Below are 15,344 nucleotides of genomic sequence, written 5' to 3'. Positions count from 1 at the left end.
GTATGACACGCTAGTCCAATGGACATCGATGTGCTGCGGGTGAGCGGAAAAACGGAGTGGAAACGCCTCGAGGAGTTGACGCGTGCCCGCTCTCTGACGGGTGAGCAGATCGACGAGCTCGATCGCCTCTACCGCTCAGCCGCAACGGACATGGCCCGTGTTCGGACGAATAGCCCCGACCCCGATGTCATCGCGGAGCTCTCGCGTATCCTGTCCGCGGCTCGTGGGCGTCTGGCGGGGACTGGAGGGATCAGCGGGGCCGTCATCGCGCGCTTCTTCAAGGTGTCACTGCCGTACTCTCTCTATCAGATCCGATGGGTGACGGTCGGCGTTATGCTCGTGTTCATCGTCATTGGTGTTCTTGAGGCCCACTACCTGATCACCACCCCGGATGCGATGAATCAGCTGGGGACCCCCGAGCAGCTGCGTCGATACGCCCAGAGCGACTTCGTCGAGTACTACCACCAAGACACCAACGCGGAGTTCGGCCTGTCCGTGTGGGCGAACAACGCGTGGATTGCTCTTCAGGGAGTCCTCACGGGCATCACCGGTGTGTATCCGCTGAGGATCCTGTGGGGTAACGCAACGAGCGTTGGCATGGCTGGCGCTATCGTCTTCGTCTATGCCGGTCCCTGGCACTTCTTCCGTTTCATCCTGCCGCACGGTCTGCCCGAACTGACAGCTATCTTCATCTCGGTCGCGGCAGGATTGAGGGTCTTCTGGGCGCTCCTCGTGCCCGGCCCATCGACGCGCTTCCAGGCGGTGGGTGTGGCTGCGCGCAGCTCCGTGACGGTGGCCGTGGGCTGCGCGATCCTGCTCGCGGGATCCGGTGTCCTGGAAGGTTTCGTGACTCCCTCCGAGCTGCCCGACGCCGTCAAGATCACGTTGGGGATCGTCATGACATCAGCCGTGTGGGCGTACACGCTCATCCTTGGCCGCAGGGCACACCTCGCGGGTAGCAACGCCGACGTCGGTATCGACGCGGGCTACTATCAGCCCGTCGCGGGCTAACTCCCCGGCGCTACAGGCGTCCGCTCTTCTTCAATTCGATGTAGCGATCGGCCGTACGTGCGGGCAGCAGCCCGGCCGAGGCTTGCAGGGTCAGGGCACCGGCGAGGCGCACGTCGGCAGCGCCGGCAGCGTCGGAACGTTCGGCGAGAGCGGCCGAGGCCGCGAGGAACACCGATTCCGCGTCCTCGCGTCCGTTGCGGGCGCGAATCTCGTCGGGGTCGGTCGCCGAGGCCACGAGCACCGTGTGACGATGAGTGAGTCGTGCCAGCGCATCGGTGAATTCAGTTTCCAGTCCGGCGGGCGGAATCTTCGTGGCGACGACGACGAATGCCGAGTGACGCACGGTCTCCTCGACCGCGTCCGCTGCCCGCGACCAGTCGGTGACATCCAGGCGCGGGTTCAAGTCCATGAAAGCCTGCGCGAGCGTCTCGATGATCTTGGCACCGCGTATACCGGAGACGCGAGCTCGCACGCGTGAATCGACGGCCACGACGTGAACCTTGTCGCCCGCACGGTCGGCCAGCGCCGCCAGGAGCAGGGTGGTTTCGATGGAGGAATCCAAGCGGGGGGCGCGGCCCAGTGCGATCGAGTCGACCTCCTCGTGTTCGGGGGCTCCGAGCAGCGCGGAGGAGGCGCGACCGCAGTCCACGACGATGACAACGTGACGGTCCCGTTCGGGGCGCCACTGGCGCACCATCAACTCGGTCGAACGAGCGGAGGCGCGCCAGTCGATATCGCGAGGGTCATCACCCACGACGTAGGTTCGCAGCGAGTCAAACTCGGTGCCAGCTCCGCGCAGCGTTGTCGGCGTCGTCCCTTCAAGCTCATGCAGGCGAGCCAGACGCGAGGGTAAGAGGACCCGCGCCTTAAACTCCGGCAGCACCGACAGGCTCAGCGGTGCGGAAAGCGACACCTGACGGGCCCCCAGGTGCAGGGGGCCCCAGGACCGGATCGTCACGACGTCCGCGTGGCGGGTCCCTCGCCGGTTGGGGGACAGGAGCGTCGTGATCTTCACGGCGGATCGTGGACGCACTCGCACGCGCTGGCGGGGCGGCGATGGGCTCAGTGAAGGCGGCCAGGCGTCGCGCACATCCAGGACCATCTGGCGCGCCGTCGTGTTCGTCAGGCGTAGGGACGCCTCGGCGGTTTGATCAGCGCGGATCGGGCCGCTCACCTCGCGGCTCATGCGCAGGGTGCGCGGCGAGGGTGCGGCCACAGTATCCAGCAGACACACGAGCACGATGATGCCGAACCACATCCATGCGAAACCGCGAGACGGGGCGAAGACGAGCGGGAAGAGGCCCACCAGGACGAGGAGCGCGCTGCGCGCGGAAAATGCCACGGGTAGCCTCAGCGGGGGACGGGAGTGGCAGCGAGGACCCCCGTGATGACATCGGTCGTACTGACGCCCTCCAGGTTGGCCTCGGCGCGCAGGCCCAGTCGGTGCGCGAGGGTCACGGGGGCCATCGTCTTGACGTCGTCGGGGGTGACGAAGCCGCGCCCCTGCAGGAACGCCCACACGCGCGAGGTGCGCAGCAGAGCGGTGGCGCCACGCGGTGACACCCCCAGGCGCACGGCTGCGGACGTACGCGTGGCACGGCACAGGTCCACGAGGTATGCCATGACGGCGGGGGCGACCTCGATGCGGGATGCTGCCTCGTGAGCGGCCTGGATGTCGGCGGCACCCGCCACGGGTTGGATGCCAGCCTCGGCCAGAGACATCGGGTTGAATCCTGCCTGGTGGCGGGCGATGATGTCGATCTCGGCCTCTCGCGACGGCAGGGGCAGCTCGAGCTTGAGGAGGAAACGATCCAGCTGCGCCTCGGGAAGGGGGTAGGTGCCCTCATACTCGACCGGGTTCTGGGTAGCGATCACCATGAAGGGATTCGGCAGTGCGCGCGTTGCTCCGTCGATTGAGACGGTGTGTTCCTCCATCGACTCCAGCAGTGCGGACTGGGTCTTGGGTGGCGTGCGGTTGATTTCGTCGGCGAGCAGCAGGTTCGTGAACACCGGGCCCTCACGGAACACGAACTCGGAGTGTCCAGCGTCCCAGACCATAGAGCCCGTGATGTCCGCGGGCATGAGGTCGGGCGTGAACTGGATACGTGCCATGTCGATGTCGAGCGCGCGCGCCAGGGTGCGCACGAGCAGCGTCTTGGCCACGCCCGGGACGCCCTCTAGCAGGGCGTGACCGCCGGCGACGAGGGCGACGATCAGGCCGGTAATCGCGCCTTCCTGGCCGACGACTGCTTTGCCGATCTCCGCCTTGAGTGCCAGGAGAGACTCCTGCGTGCGTCGTTCATCTTCGCTCAGCGAGCGGCCGGTCCATCCTTCGCCTGTGGGGGCCGAGTAGGAGGAGGACTGCTGCGGCACTGCCTGGGGTGCCCCTTCCTGAGGCGGCGCGGCCTGCAACGGGGGTGTGTTCGGTGCGTACGAGGCCGGGGCACCCTGCGTCGGCGCCTCTGGCTGAGGCGCGTAACCGCCCGGGGCGGCCGTGGGTGCCGGGACTGGCTGGGGCGCGCCCTGGGGCGAGGACCCGGGCTGTGGCACGCCGTCGGACGAGGGACCGGGAATCGGGCTAGTCATTGGCGGATCTCCTTTTCGAGAGCGTCGAGGTCATGGGCGAGGCGGACGAGTTCCTTCTCGGAGGCGGGGGGAGGCCCCCACAAGAGAGCGGACGAGCGCGAGGTGAACAGGCCTCGTTGCTCAATCGCGCGGGTGAGAGTCTCCCGGTCGGCGGTGTGAGCGATGCCGAGTGCGGTCGCGATGCGTGAGGCGCTCGCGCTGCGCAGCGCTGTGGCGGCGTGCTCGTACGCCCGCTGAGAACGCATGAGGCGTGCTTTACCGATGATCGTCTCGGAGGCGGGAACCTCAATCGGGAGGTTCTCCGGCGTCAGGGGACCCAGGCGTTTACCTCGAGCGAAGGCGGCGATGAGGCACGCGCCGATCGACAGGAGGAAAGCGGGTGCGAGGTAGGGGGCCTCAGTGTCGACTTCTTTCCCAGCGCCGAGGGAATCGCTCTTTGTTGGCGAATACCATGCGACCTTCGGGGTACGTCCGATGGCATTAATGGCGAGGGCGGCGTTTCCTTCCTCAGTGATCGCGCGGTTTCGCAGGCGAAGAGAATCGGGGATGATCGCACGGAAACGCCCCGCTTCGGACTTCTCCGCGTATCCGTAATAGGCACCACCTTCAGAGAAACACAACTCCCAGCCATCGCCGCTTCCGGTGATCACGTAGGCGGAGGAGGTGAGCGAGCGGGCGCGAGTCGCCGCTTCGGATTGACACCCCGCCGCGACGACGCGCGGATCACGCCAGTTGCGTTGCGCGCGCAGTCCACCCAAGTATGGGGCGGATGAGTCGTAATCCTCTTCGAGGCCGACGTAGACGACGTTTGTGCGGGTCTCGATCGCCTTGGCGACGGAGTCCTTCATCCGCGAGGGAAAGATGACGACAAGGGTCGTGTCGTCGCCTACCTCGGCTGCTTGTGTGGCCGTCACCTCGCGCACGGAGATACCGTGGTCGCCGAGGACTTGGGCGAGGGCGCGGGCGCCGTCGCCTTGCTTGTTACGAATGCCAACGGGCGCGTCGTTGTATCCCATCTGACTGAGGAATGCCGCGCCCAGCAGGGCGATCAGCGTGATGGCGACGAGAAGCAGCATCGGACGCGACGCCGAGAAACGCTCGCGAGCCGTGGGGGTGACGACTGCTACCTGCCGGGACTTCATGACGGATCCTCTGCGTGGCTACACACTTCGAGCAGGACCGGTGTGAAGGCGCGCAGTGCGTCCACATTTTCGCGCGTGACCGTGCTGTGGCCGTAGCGAACCCTATCGAAAGACTCCGCGTAAGCGGAGAGCTGTGGGGCGAGGTCGGGGGCGGCTCGGGTCGCAGCATCGGCAGCCTCGCGGGCGGTCAAACCCGGGGTCGAGGAGACGATGTCGTGGTCGTCGAGGCCAAGGACCATCAGGCGATAGGCCCACACGAACGCAAGATTCCAATCGTGGGAGGCCACGGCCTCGTCGAACGAGGCCTGAACCTGGGGAGCGGTGGTCTCTTCCTCGAACACGGATCCGGACCGGTGCTTGGCCAGGCGAATCGGGTGGAGGATGAGCACGATGACCAGGGCAGCGATAGTGATAATCGCCAGGATTGTCAGGATCAGGGAGATGGGTGGGGTGCCGTTGCCTCTCCACGACAAGAGGTTAAAGAAATCCTCGATCAGATCCGCGACGAAGCTGACGATAGGACCCGAAATCTCACCGTATTCCCCTTTGGAAAGCTCCTTCAGGAGCCAATCGCGAGCCTCGCCCTGGTCAGGCGTCAGCGGAACTTCGCATCCGAGCATGGGACTCACTGAGGCTGGGCGCTCGCCTGGAGGAGGACCGCCGCGAAGTTTTCCTTACGGATACGCAGGTCCGCGTACATGAGCGTCTCGTAAGTCGCGGTCAACGGCATGACGACGCCGCTGGCAAGGGTGGTCAGACCAGCCATGACCGCAGCGACGATCATCGAACCCGTGTCGTTGTCGGCCGTGGAGAACAGCGCGATCCCCCCGAAAACACCGATGAATCCGCCGATGAAACCGGCGATAAAACCGGCGACGAGTGAGACGAGGATGATGCGGCCGAGAGTCGACCAGAAGTAGTCCTTGATGAGACTCCACGAGCGCTTCAAGGCGGCGACAGGTCCGATCTCTTCCAGAACCGTCACGACCGAGGCAAATGTGAACTTGATGGAGAGGAAGTATGAGCCGACAAAACCAGGGATAAGGATGAGGAAACAGAGCAGGGCCAGCCACTGGGACGACTCAGAGGTGAGGGCAAAATAGAAGGCGACGAGGAAGAGAACGAGCGAGATGAGGAACGGGATCGACGAGACGATACCGAGGAGAAGGACCGTGCCGATGAGAGCGCCCAGTCGCGGCTGGGTCATGGCCCAAGCCTGCGAGAGCGTCACCTTGTTCCCGATCATCATCTGAGAGACGGCGCTCGCCAGGATGCCCATAATGATCGTGGTGCCTGCGACCGTCGTCAGCATCTGTACACCCTGCGATGCCAAATTGGTCAGCAGCAGGACTGCCAAGTCCTCCGTACCCGACAGTGAGGCCTGGGGGTCCCTCGAGCTGGTGACCGACCCGAGGGCGGTCGGGAGGAAAGCCGTCACCATGGTGATGAGCGCCATGACCGCCATGACCGCCATGGTGAAGCCGAAAAGAATCTTCGGGTTCTGGCGGATCGCGGCGAAGGAACCGCTCATCAGGTCACCGATCGTCAGCGGGCGCAGCGGAATGATGCCGGGCTTGGACTCCCAACCCCACTGGTTGGAGTTCACGCTGTAGCCGGAAGCGCCGGGTTGCGACGCATAACCCTGCTGGCCTGCGCCTCCGGGTTGTGCCCCGTAGCCGGGTTGCGCCCCGTAGCCGGGCTGGGCACCGTAGCCGGGCTGCGCCCCGTATCCGGGTTGCGCCCCGTAGCCGGGTTGCGCCCCGTAGCCGGGTTGCGCCCCGTAGCCGGGCTGGGCACCAAACGCCTGGTCACCTGACGTGCCTGGCTGTGACGGGGTGGCCTGATACGGGGTCGGCGAGTCGGGAGCGGTCCACGGGGAGCTCATGCGTGCCTCCATGTTGATAGTCTCTGCTGTCATCAATCCTGCCATACGCTACGGTCACGTGAAACCTTGTCCAGGCGATAAATTGGGTCATTGATGCGCGAGTCTTCTGCGTTCGTGACGATTTCGTGACACTATCGTGACATGAGTTCGCGCATCCTGGTCGTCGACGACGACGTCGCCCTGGCCGAGATGATCGGCATTGTCCTCCAGAACGAGGGCTTCGACGTCGTCTTTTGTGCCGATGGATCGCAAGCGTTGGCCCACTTCCAGGAACACCATCCGGACCTGGTTCTGCTCGACGTAATGCTGCCCGGAATGGATGGCTTCGACGTGTGCCGAGCGATTCGACGCGTGTCGGATGCCCCGATCGTTATGTTGACCGCCCGTTCTGACACATCTGACGTGGTGATGGGCCTGGAAGCCGGAGCGGACGACTACGTGCCCAAGCCTTTCAAGCCTAAAGAGCTGGTGGCCCGCGTGCGTGCCCGCCTGCGCGGGCGTGAGGATGCGCAGGCGGAAGAGGGCCTCGCCCTGCAGGACCTGTCCATCGACGTGGCCGGGCATATCGTCAAGCGTCAGGGGCGCGTCATCGCCCTGACACCTCTTGAATTCGATCTGTTGGTGACGCTGGCGCGTGCGCCGTGGAAGGTTTTCTCGCGCGAGGAACTCCTCGAACAGGTGTGGGGCTATCGTCACGCGGCCGACACGAGGCTCGTGAACGTCCACGTGCAGCGTCTGCGTTCGAAGATCGAACGTGACCCCGAGCGCCCCGAGCTCGTTGTCACCGTCCGCGGGGTTGGGTACCGTGCAGGCGCAGGCGCAGGCGCAGGGGCGTAGGGACGCGCTGAGGCACCTGCTGCGCGCCATCACAACCTCGAGGCCATGGGTCTTCCTCGCCTCGTCGCACCTCGCTAGCCGCATCCGCCACTCCCTGTCGGCCAGAATAGCCCTCGCGATCACGGTTGCCACTCTCGTCATCGTTGTCGTATTCGGCGTGATCATTGCCTCCCAGTTGCGCACATCCATGTTCGAGACGCGCAAGGACGCGATCCTGGCGGACGCTTCCTTGCGATTCTCTTCCGCTCAGTCCGTTTTCTCATCCTCGACAGCCTCGTCCCCGGCTCAGGTGCAGGAGTCTGCGCGCGGCGCGTTGGCCTCGCTCAAGGCATCGGCGGCCGGCGCGGGCGCGACGAACGTGGCGCTGCTGCGCTCGGAAGGTACCACGGCCTCGCTGCGTATCAACCAGATCGAGGATGAGCAGATGCACGCCCTCGTAACCGGCGAGATGCGCGCCGCGGTCGCCGGGGGAGGAGCGCAATGGCAGTCGGTCGCTATCCGTTCTGCTGACGGCAACAAGGAAGAACCGGGGATCCTGGTTGGTACTCAGGTTCAGCTGCCCCGCGCGGGCACACACGAGCTGTACATCCTCTATTCACTGTCGGCCGATCAGGCGCAGGTTGACGTTGTCCTACGGGTTCTCTTCCTGTCGGCCCTGCCCATCATCGTCGCGCTGCCGATCGGCGTGTTCGCCCTCCTGCACCGCCTGCTCCTGCCTGTGCGCGTCACTGCCCAAGCTGCCGCGAGGGCCTCGGAGGGCGACCTGGATGTGCGCGTCGACGTCCGCGGCGACGACGAGATGGCGGATCTGGGACGTGCCTTCAACGCGATGACGTCCTCGCTACAAGACACCATTTCGCGATACGACGAGCTTGCCAAACTGCAGCAACGCTTCGTATCCGACGTGTCCCACGAGCTGCGCACGCCGTTGACGACGATTCGCATGGCCGAGGATATTGTCTGGGATAACCGCGACGATCTACCCGCCCACGCACGCCGCTCCGCCGAGCTGCTGCACGATCAGACCGAGCGCATGGAACAGATGCTCGCAGACCTGCTCGAGATCTCTCGCTACGACGCTGCGAGCGCGCTGCTCGATGCAGAGGACCGCGACCTGAGACCCATCGTCAGCCGCGTCGTCGAGGGGTGTCGGGATCTCGCAGAGCGCCAGGGAGTCAGCGTCGAAATAATCGCCCCCGTACGCGTGGCCGCCGAGGTCGACGAACGCCGCATCGAGCGCGTCATCCGCAACCTTGTCGTCAATGCGATCGAACATGCTGACGGCACCACCGTCACGATTACACTCGCGACGACCGGGAGCGACGTTGCCTGCCGAGTACGCGATCGCGGAGTGGGAATGACCCAGGAGGTCGCAGACCACGTGTTCGACCGCTTCTTCCGGGCGGATACTGCGCGCGCACGCACGACCGGCGGCACCGGCCTCGGCCTCGCGATCGCGACCGAAGACGTGGCCATCCACGGCGGGTGCCTGCAGGCGTACGGCCAGCCCGGACGCGGAGCCTCCTTCCTGATGACCCTGCCGAAGAAGGCGGGCGAGGACATTAACAGCCGACCCCTGGCACTGTGGGAGGACGAATGAGACGCCGAGTGATGTTCCTTGCCCTCGCGACCTGCCTTGCCCTCGCCGGATGCACCTCGCTTCCGACCTCATCGTCCCCTGCACCCTTCGACGTGTCTGCCAGGGACGGTAGCGGCATCCAGTTTTCCGCGGAAGGACCCACCGACGGGGCCGACGCCGCGACCCTGGTTAATGACTTCCTGCTCGCCTGCGCCGCAGGCCCTCAGGATGACTACACGACCGCGCGCCTGTTCCTGACCGCAGCATCGGCGCGCTCCTGGCAGCCGGAGACGGAGATCCTTGTGTACGACACGGATACGGCGCCGTCGGTGAGTTCCGGATCGGAGAACGCTTCCGAGGTGGATGTGACGGTCTCTGTTCTCGGTGTCGCCAGCATCGACGCGAGCGGTGTGCTGACCCGAGTGGCTGCTTCGACCGTGTCGCGCACGTTCACCCTCCTACGCGAGGACGGCCAGTGGCGGATCAACAGCCCCGAGAACATGGTGTTGATGAGTCGCGCCGCCTTCACGGCCTCGTTTTCCCTCGCGAACCTCTATTTCCCGACGAACGAAGGGGGTGACCTGGTCGCTGATCCGCGCTGGTACCCCTCACGGCGACTCGCCTCGCACCTGCTTGCGGGACTCGTCGAAGGACCCCGCCAGTCCCTGGAGTCCGTGACGCTCAACGCGATTCCTGCGGGCACGACCGTGCCCTCCCAGGGCCTTGACGTCACCGATGGGGTGGCACGCGTCGAGCTCAACGCCGTGATGCCCGGCGGCGAGGGCGCGCGGACGAGCCTCGCGTGGGAACTCGTTCGCACCCTTACCCAGGTGGCGGACGTGTCGCAGGTACACGTGTCATTGTCCGGTGAAGTGCTGGATATGCAGGCAGTTCCGGCACCGCCGAACTACTCCCTGGATACCCTCGTGGGCGCCGGCTCAGGTGGGGTCGGGCTCGTCTCATCCTCGGCCGTGACGGAGCTGAACTCAGTCTCCGACGCTTCTAATCCGACCGTCTCCCCCGTGGATTCGTCTCTGGTTGCCTGGAGCGGGAGCGACGGGGTGTACGCGCAGCGCGGCGGGACGGCGGTTGCCTTCCTGCCCGGTCGGGTGCCTCTGGGTCCGTCGGTCGATCGTTTCGGTTGGGTGTGGGGTTCGGCCACGGCCTCGTCAGTCAGTGTCGGTGGGGGAGTGGACGGTGCGTTCAGCGTGAGCGTGGAGTCCGAGAGCGATGGGCAGATTCACGCGGTGCGCATTTCCCCCGACGGCACGCGCGCCCTCGTCCTGCGAGGCAGCGACGCGACCGCCTGGGTCGGCGTCGTCGAAAGAGAAGCGAGCGGTCGTCCGGTGGCCATTCGATCACTCGAACAGATTCCCGTCGAACACGGATCGGTTGTGGACGTCTCGTGGACGACATCGACTGGACTCGTCCTTGCCGTGCGCGAGTCGGGCGAGGAAGATCAGCTGGTCACGATGCCCCTCGGCGGCCTGCCCTCGAACGTCTCCCTCCCAATCCGCGTGGCGTCGATGAGTGCCGGAGGATCCTCATCCTTAGTCGTCATCACCGGCACCGATGCCGCAGGCAAAGAACAGGTTCTGATCCGCTCGGGTGCCCTGTGGCAAAACGTCCCCGACGGGCTGACCTCCGCGCGCTACGCGGGGTGAGAGACATGGCGGCAGCATGCGGTCTGAGTGCCCTCGCGAGGGGCCTCGTTGGCGCGCTCCTGCCCGCGCAATGCGCCGGCTGCCGCGCGTGGGACGAGGTCCTGTGTCAGTCCTGTCGATGTTTGGTGGGTGGCCCCGCTCGTCTCACATCCCTGGACGGTGCGCGAGGCCCGATTCCCCTCGCTGCCGTGGGGGACTACTCCGGGCCGCTGCGGCGTATCGTCTTGACCGCGAAACATTCCTCGCGCACCGACGTGACCGACGTTCTTCACGAGGCCGGGGCAGTCCTCGGCACCGCACTGGCGCAGGTGCTGGGCGTGGCGGCCTCGCCCGCCGCCGCGTTGGGTTCCCCTGGAGGGAGGGCGTCGTCGGAGGGGCGCGCGGTGGACGTGTGGGTTGTGCCCGCGCCCTCCTCGTGGAAGAGGCGCCTGCGCGGCCGACAGGTGGCTCTGCCGCTGGCGAGAGCCGCCGCCCGAGCGCTGGCGGCGAGCGCGCGGCCGGGCGTGCGCGTGCGCGTGGTGGATGCGGTGCGTCTGCGCGTGGGTGCGTCCTCGCAGTCGGGCAAGGTCGGGGCGCAGCGCACGGTGGGGCGCATAGGGTCGATGCGCGCGCTCGCGGTCCCGGGGCATGGAGCCCTCGTTGTTGCGGTGGATGACGTGGTGACGACGGGCGCGACGATCCGGGAGATGGAGCGTGTGTTGGGCAGGATCGACGCTGTCGCGGCGATCTGCCGACCCGGGCTTATCGCATGACGCAGGTCACCGCCTGGGGTATGATGTTGCCACAGACTTTCGATAGCGTGAGCAGTAGGGACGCTCCTCATGTCAGTGCGGGAGGTGATAGCTCAGACCACGGTTCGGGCAGTGAGCACCGAACAATCCCCACCTGCGGGCAACGATGCCCGCCGCACACCATGGAGGAAACACATGGACATCACCGTCGTCGCACGTAATGCCGAGATTCACCCGAATTTCAGGGACTACGTGGAGGAGAAGGTTTCGAAGATCACTCAGTTCTACCCGCGTGCTCAGCGCGTCGATGTGGAGCTGACTCATGAACGTAACCCCCGCCAGGCCGACACCGCCGAGCGTATCGAGCTGACCGTCTACGGTAAGGGCCCGATCATCCGTGCTGAGGCCAAGTCCGCCGATCGCTACGCGGCCGTCGATATTGCCGCCGGCAAGCTCTACGAGCGCCTGCGCCGCCTGCGCGATCGCGTCAAGGACCACCGCCGCCGGTACCCGCGCGACCTGGCCGAAGCCGAAATCCTCGAAGCTCCCGTCGTCGAAGAGGTGGCCGCAGCAGAACCCGAGGCCCCCAAGCCGCTGCGCAGCGCTGAGGACCTGAAGGTCGGAGAGGCCCGCGAGGAGCAGTGGGGTGACACCCCGATCATCGTCCGTCAGAAGGTGCACGAGGCCCCGCCCATGAGCGTGGATGAGGCCCTCGATCAGATGATGATGGTTGGACACCCCTTCTTCCTCTTCGTCGACAAGGACACGAACCAGCCGTGCGTCGTCTACCACCGCCACGGGTGGACGTACGGCGTGCTTCGCTTGAACACGACAGTCTGACGGTTGAAGAACCGCGGCGCCCCGGGCACCTAGTCCGGGGCGCCCCCTTGTGCTCTGAGCGTTAATTGCGTCCATGTTTGCGCGGGCGTTTCCACTTTGGGCAGTTAGTTCGTAAACTAATGGGTGGATTTGACTGTCTGCTCTACAAGGGAGCGGGCTATAGACATCAGGAGCTATTCGTGTCGATTATTGACAAGATCCTTCGCGCAGGCGAAGGGCGTATGCTGCGCAAGCTGGACCGGCTTGCGTCGCAGGTTGATGCCATGCAGGAGGACTTCGAGGCTCTGACTGACGAGGAGCTGCAGGCAAAGACTCAGGAGTTCAAGGACCGCCTCGAAGAGGGCGAGACACTGGACGACATCCTGGTCGAGGCGTTCGCGACGGTCCGCGAGGCCTCGTGGCGCATCCTGCGCATGCGTCCCTTCCACGTTCAGGTCATGGGCGGCATCGCGCTGCACCAGGGCAAGATTGCGGAAATGAAGACCGGTGAAGGTAAGACCCTGGTCGCCACGATGCCCTCCTACCTGCGAGCTCTCACCGGCAAGGGCGTTCACGTCGTGACGGTCAACGACTACCTGGCGCAGTACCAGTCGGACATCATGAGCCGCGTCTACAACTTCCTGGGCCTGACATGCGGCTGCATCCTCGTGGGCCAGACGCCAGCCGAGCGTCGCGAGATGTACGCTTGCGACATCACCTACGGCACGAACAACGAGTTCGGCTTCGACTACCTGCGCGACAACATGGCGCAGGTGCCCGAGGATATGGTCCAGCGCGGCCACGCCTTCGTCATCGTCGATGAGGTTGACTCGATTCTGATTGACGAGGCCCGTACCCCCCTCATCATTTCGGGCCCCGCGGACGGCGACCTGAACCGCTGGTACATGGAATTCGCTCGCATTTCTCGCCTTCTCACGCGCGACGAGGACTACGAGGTCGACGAGAAGAAGAAGACCGTCGGCATCCTGGAACCGGGCATCGACAAGGTCGAGGACCAGCTGGGTGTGGAGAACCTCTACGAGGCCGCGAACACGCCGCTGATCGGCTTCCTCAACAACGCGATCCGCGCCAAGGAGCTGTTCTTCAAGGACCGCGACTACATCGTGGATGACGGTGAGGTCCTCATCGTTGACGAGCACACGGGTCGCGTGCTGCCGGGGCGCCGTTACAACGACGGTATGCACCAGGCGATTGAGGCCAAGGAAAACGTGGAGATCAAGGCCGAGAACCAGACTCTCGCCACGATCACACTGCAGAATTACTTCCGTCTGTATCCCGAGGGCTCGCGCTCCGGTATGACCGGTACGGCTGAGACCGAGGCCGCGGAGTTCGCGTCGACCTACAAGATCGACGTCATCCCGATCCCCACGAACAAGCCGATGATCCGCAAGGACCAGTCCGACCTCGTTTACCCGACGGAGCAGGGCAAGCTGAATGCGATCATCGAGGACGTCATGGAGCGTCACGAGGCCGGTCAGCCGGTCCTCATCGGTACCGCCTCGGTCGAAAAGTCCGAGCTGCTGAGCCAGATGCTCAAGAAGAAGCGCATTCCGCACGAGGTGCTCAACGCCAAGCAGCATGCCCGCGAGGCCGCCATCGTCGCGATGGCCGGTCGCAAGGGGGCCGTCACGGTGGCGACGAATATGGCCGGTCGTGGCACGGACATCATGCTGGGCGGTAACTCGGAGGTTATCGCTCAGAAGAACCTGGCCGCCGAAGGGATCGACCCGAAGGAGAATCCGGAGGAGTACCGCGAGGCGTGGCCTAAGGCCCTTGCAGCCGCGGAGGAAGCCGTCGAGGCCGAGCGCGAGGAGGTGCGTGAGCTGGGCGGCCTGTACGTGCTCGGTTCGGAGCGCCACGAGTCGCGTCGTATCGACAATCAGCTGCGTGGTCGAAGCGGCCGTCAGGGTGACCCGGGCGAGTCACGCTTCTACCTGTCGATGGAAGACGACCTGATGCGCCTGTTTAACTCGGGGATGGCCCAGCGCATCATGGCCTCGGGTGCCTACCCGGAGGACATGCCCCTGGAGAACCGCATGGTGTCGCGGTCGATCGCGTCGGCCCAGCACCAGGTGGAGGCGCGCAACTTCGAGATCCGCAAGAACGTCCTGAAGTACGACGACGTCATGACGGGGCAGCGCGAGACCATCTACCGCGAGCGTCGCAAGGTGCTCGAGGGCGAGGACATGGGGCCGCAGATGCGCGCCTTCATGGAATCTCTCGTGACCGGCCTGGTTGATGAGGCTATCGCCGACAAGTCCGTGGACGAGTGGGATCTTCCTTCCCTGTGGGAGAACCTGCGAGGCTACTACCCGCCGTCGGTCACGATTGGCGAGGTCGAGGAGGAACACGGGGGTGCAGCGTCCCTCGTGCGCGATGACCTGGTGAATGAGCTGGTCGGTGACATTCACGCGGTCTACGCGGACACCGAGGATCGCCTCAATGCCAATCCGCTGGCCCAGGCGCAGCTGGGCGAGGAGCCTACGCGCACTCTCGAACGTCGCGTCGTCATCTCCGTGGTGGACCGCCTGTGGCGCGAGCACCTCTACGAGATGGACTACCTGAAGGAAGGCATCGGCCTGCGCGCGATGGGTCAGCGTGACCCGCTCGTCGAGTACAAGGACGAGGGTGCGCAGATGTTCCAGGCGATGGTTGAGCGCATCCGCGAGGAGTCCGTCCAGCAGGTGTTCTCTTACGCCAAGCAGTTCGAGCGCGCGCTTGCCGCGGCCGAGGAGGAAGCCGGTGGCTCGATCGCGTCCGCGACCGTTGCTCCCGAGCCGGCCCCCGCCTCGTCTCAGACCACCGAGACCACCGAGCCCTCCGTAGAAGAGGTTGCCGCCGCCGAGTCCGCCTCCTCCGAGGCTGCGCGCGAGGCCGTGGCTCACGCTCGCTCGGTCATGGGTAACGTGGGTCGCGCGAAGGCTCCGAGCCGCGTGAGCTACACCTCCGCCGAGGGCACCGAGGCGGCCGGGTCGTCGTCTGGCGGCAATCGTGCGGAGCGTCGAGCGGCCGCCAAGAAGCGCCGCCGTCGCTGAGCGGCACATCAAACGGGTGAGGGGTTCCTGCGGG

Annotated in this window: 12 protein-coding genes; 7 read left to right on the top strand and 5 right to left on the bottom strand. The window is 65.3% G+C overall.

Features of this window, described 5'->3' with window-relative positions; genetic code table 11:
* Positions 1–18 precede the first annotated feature (18 nt).
* Positions 19–1,011 (top strand): stage II sporulation protein M, encoded by a 993-nt coding sequence (locus tag RDV55_RS01960; RefSeq protein WP_111822788.1) that lies wholly within the window; start codon positions 19–21, stop codon positions 1,009–1,011.
* Between the two features lie 10 nt (positions 1,012–1,021).
* Here RDV55_RS01960 and RDV55_RS01955 read toward each other — a convergent pair whose 3' ends face one another.
* From RDV55_RS01955 to RDV55_RS01935, 5 genes are read right to left on the bottom strand one after another with little or no spacing between them, the layout of a single operon-like run.
* Positions 1,022–2,353: a DUF58 domain-containing protein gene (locus RDV55_RS01955; protein WP_111822789.1), complete on the bottom strand. Its 1,332-nt coding sequence runs from the start codon at positions 2,351–2,353 to the stop codon at positions 1,022–1,024.
* 8 nt (positions 2,354–2,361) lie between these two features.
* Positions 2,362–3,597 (bottom strand): AAA family ATPase, encoded by a 1,236-nt coding sequence (locus RDV55_RS01950; protein WP_111822790.1) that lies wholly within the window; start codon positions 3,595–3,597, stop codon positions 2,362–2,364.
* On the bottom strand, positions 3,594–4,739 hold the full coding sequence (locus tag RDV55_RS01945; protein ID WP_111822791.1) for a DUF4350 domain-containing protein: 1,146 nt from the start codon (positions 4,737–4,739) through the stop codon (positions 3,594–3,596). Before RDV55_RS01945 ends, RDV55_RS01950 begins: the two co-directional genes overlap by 4 nt.
* Positions 4,736–5,359: a DUF4129 domain-containing protein gene (locus tag RDV55_RS01940; RefSeq protein WP_111822792.1), complete on the bottom strand. Its 624-nt coding sequence runs from the start codon at positions 5,357–5,359 to the stop codon at positions 4,736–4,738. Before RDV55_RS01940 ends, RDV55_RS01945 begins: the two co-directional genes overlap by 4 nt.
* Positions 5,360–5,364: 5 nt before the next feature.
* Entirely contained in the window at positions 5,365–6,657 is a 1,293-nt protein-coding gene (locus tag RDV55_RS01935) for a DUF7847 domain-containing protein (RefSeq protein WP_245907607.1), read from the bottom strand.
* Between the two features lie 108 nt (positions 6,658–6,765).
* Between RDV55_RS01935 and mtrA the strand changes: the two genes are divergently transcribed.
* The 6 genes from mtrA to secA all read left to right on the top strand — a co-directional run bounded on the left by mtrA (position 6,766) and on the right by secA (position 15,310).
* On the top strand, positions 6,766–7,461 hold the full coding sequence (mtrA, locus tag RDV55_RS01930) for an MtrAB system response regulator MtrA (RefSeq protein ID WP_111822794.1): 696 nt from the start codon (positions 6,766–6,768) through the stop codon (positions 7,459–7,461).
* Positions 7,430–9,061 (top strand): MtrAB system histidine kinase MtrB, encoded by a 1,632-nt coding sequence (gene mtrB, locus RDV55_RS01925; protein ID WP_111822795.1) that lies wholly within the window; start codon positions 7,430–7,432, stop codon positions 9,059–9,061. The genes mtrA and mtrB overlap by 32 nt, the downstream gene beginning before the upstream one ends.
* A complete protein-coding gene (locus RDV55_RS01920) occupies positions 9,058–10,704 on the top strand; it encodes an LpqB family beta-propeller domain-containing protein (protein WP_111822796.1) in 1,647 nt (548 codons plus the stop codon). The genes mtrB and RDV55_RS01920 overlap by 4 nt, the downstream gene beginning before the upstream one ends.
* A gap of 5 nt (positions 10,705–10,709) precedes the next feature.
* Complete coding sequence (locus RDV55_RS01915; RefSeq protein ID WP_111823114.1) at positions 10,710–11,456, top strand: competence protein ComF; 747 nt, start codon at positions 10,710–10,712, stop codon at positions 11,454–11,456.
* Between the two features lie 174 nt (positions 11,457–11,630).
* A complete protein-coding gene (gene hpf / locus RDV55_RS01910) occupies positions 11,631–12,275 on the top strand; it encodes a ribosome hibernation-promoting factor, HPF/YfiA family (RefSeq protein WP_111822797.1) in 645 nt (214 codons plus the stop codon).
* Positions 12,276–12,454: 179 nt separating this feature from the next.
* Positions 12,455–15,310 (top strand): preprotein translocase subunit SecA, encoded by a 2,856-nt coding sequence (gene secA, locus RDV55_RS01905; RefSeq protein WP_111822798.1) that lies wholly within the window; start codon positions 12,455–12,457, stop codon positions 15,308–15,310.
* Positions 15,311–15,344 lie beyond the last annotated feature (34 nt).

The sequence above is a fragment of the Schaalia odontolytica genome (assembly GCF_031191545.1).
GTDB classification, from domain to species: domain Bacteria; phylum Actinomycetota; class Actinomycetes; order Actinomycetales; family Actinomycetaceae; genus Pauljensenia; species Pauljensenia odontolytica.
This window is presented reverse-complemented; position numbering and strand designations above follow the sequence as displayed.

Excerpts from the sequence above, each read along its gene's own strand:
- RDV55_RS01960 (WP_111822788.1), top strand. The coding sequence starts at position 19 with ATGGACATCGATGTGCTGCGGGTGAGCGGAAAAACGGAGTGGAAACGC.
- RDV55_RS01950 (WP_111822790.1), bottom strand. The coding sequence starts at position 3,597 with ATGACTAGCCCGATTCCCGGTCCCTCGTCCGACGGCGTGCCACAGCCC.
- RDV55_RS01945 (WP_111822791.1), bottom strand. The coding sequence starts at position 4,739 with ATGAAGTCCCGGCAGGTAGCAGTCGTCACCCCCACGGCTCGCGAGCGT.
- RDV55_RS01940 (WP_111822792.1), bottom strand. The coding sequence starts at position 5,359 with ATGCTCGGATGCGAAGTTCCGCTGACGCCTGACCAGGGCGAGGCTCGC.
- RDV55_RS01935 (WP_245907607.1), bottom strand. The coding sequence starts at position 6,657 with ATGACAGCAGAGACTATCAACATGGAGGCACGCATGAGCTCCCCGTGG.
- mtrA (WP_111822794.1), top strand. The coding sequence starts at position 6,766 with ATGAGTTCGCGCATCCTGGTCGTCGACGACGACGTCGCCCTGGCCGAG.
- RDV55_RS01920 (WP_111822796.1), top strand. The coding sequence starts at position 9,058 with ATGAGACGCCGAGTGATGTTCCTTGCCCTCGCGACCTGCCTTGCCCTC.
- RDV55_RS01915 (WP_111823114.1), top strand. The coding sequence starts at position 10,710 with ATGGCGGCAGCATGCGGTCTGAGTGCCCTCGCGAGGGGCCTCGTTGGC.
- hpf (WP_111822797.1), top strand. The coding sequence starts at position 11,631 with ATGGACATCACCGTCGTCGCACGTAATGCCGAGATTCACCCGAATTTC.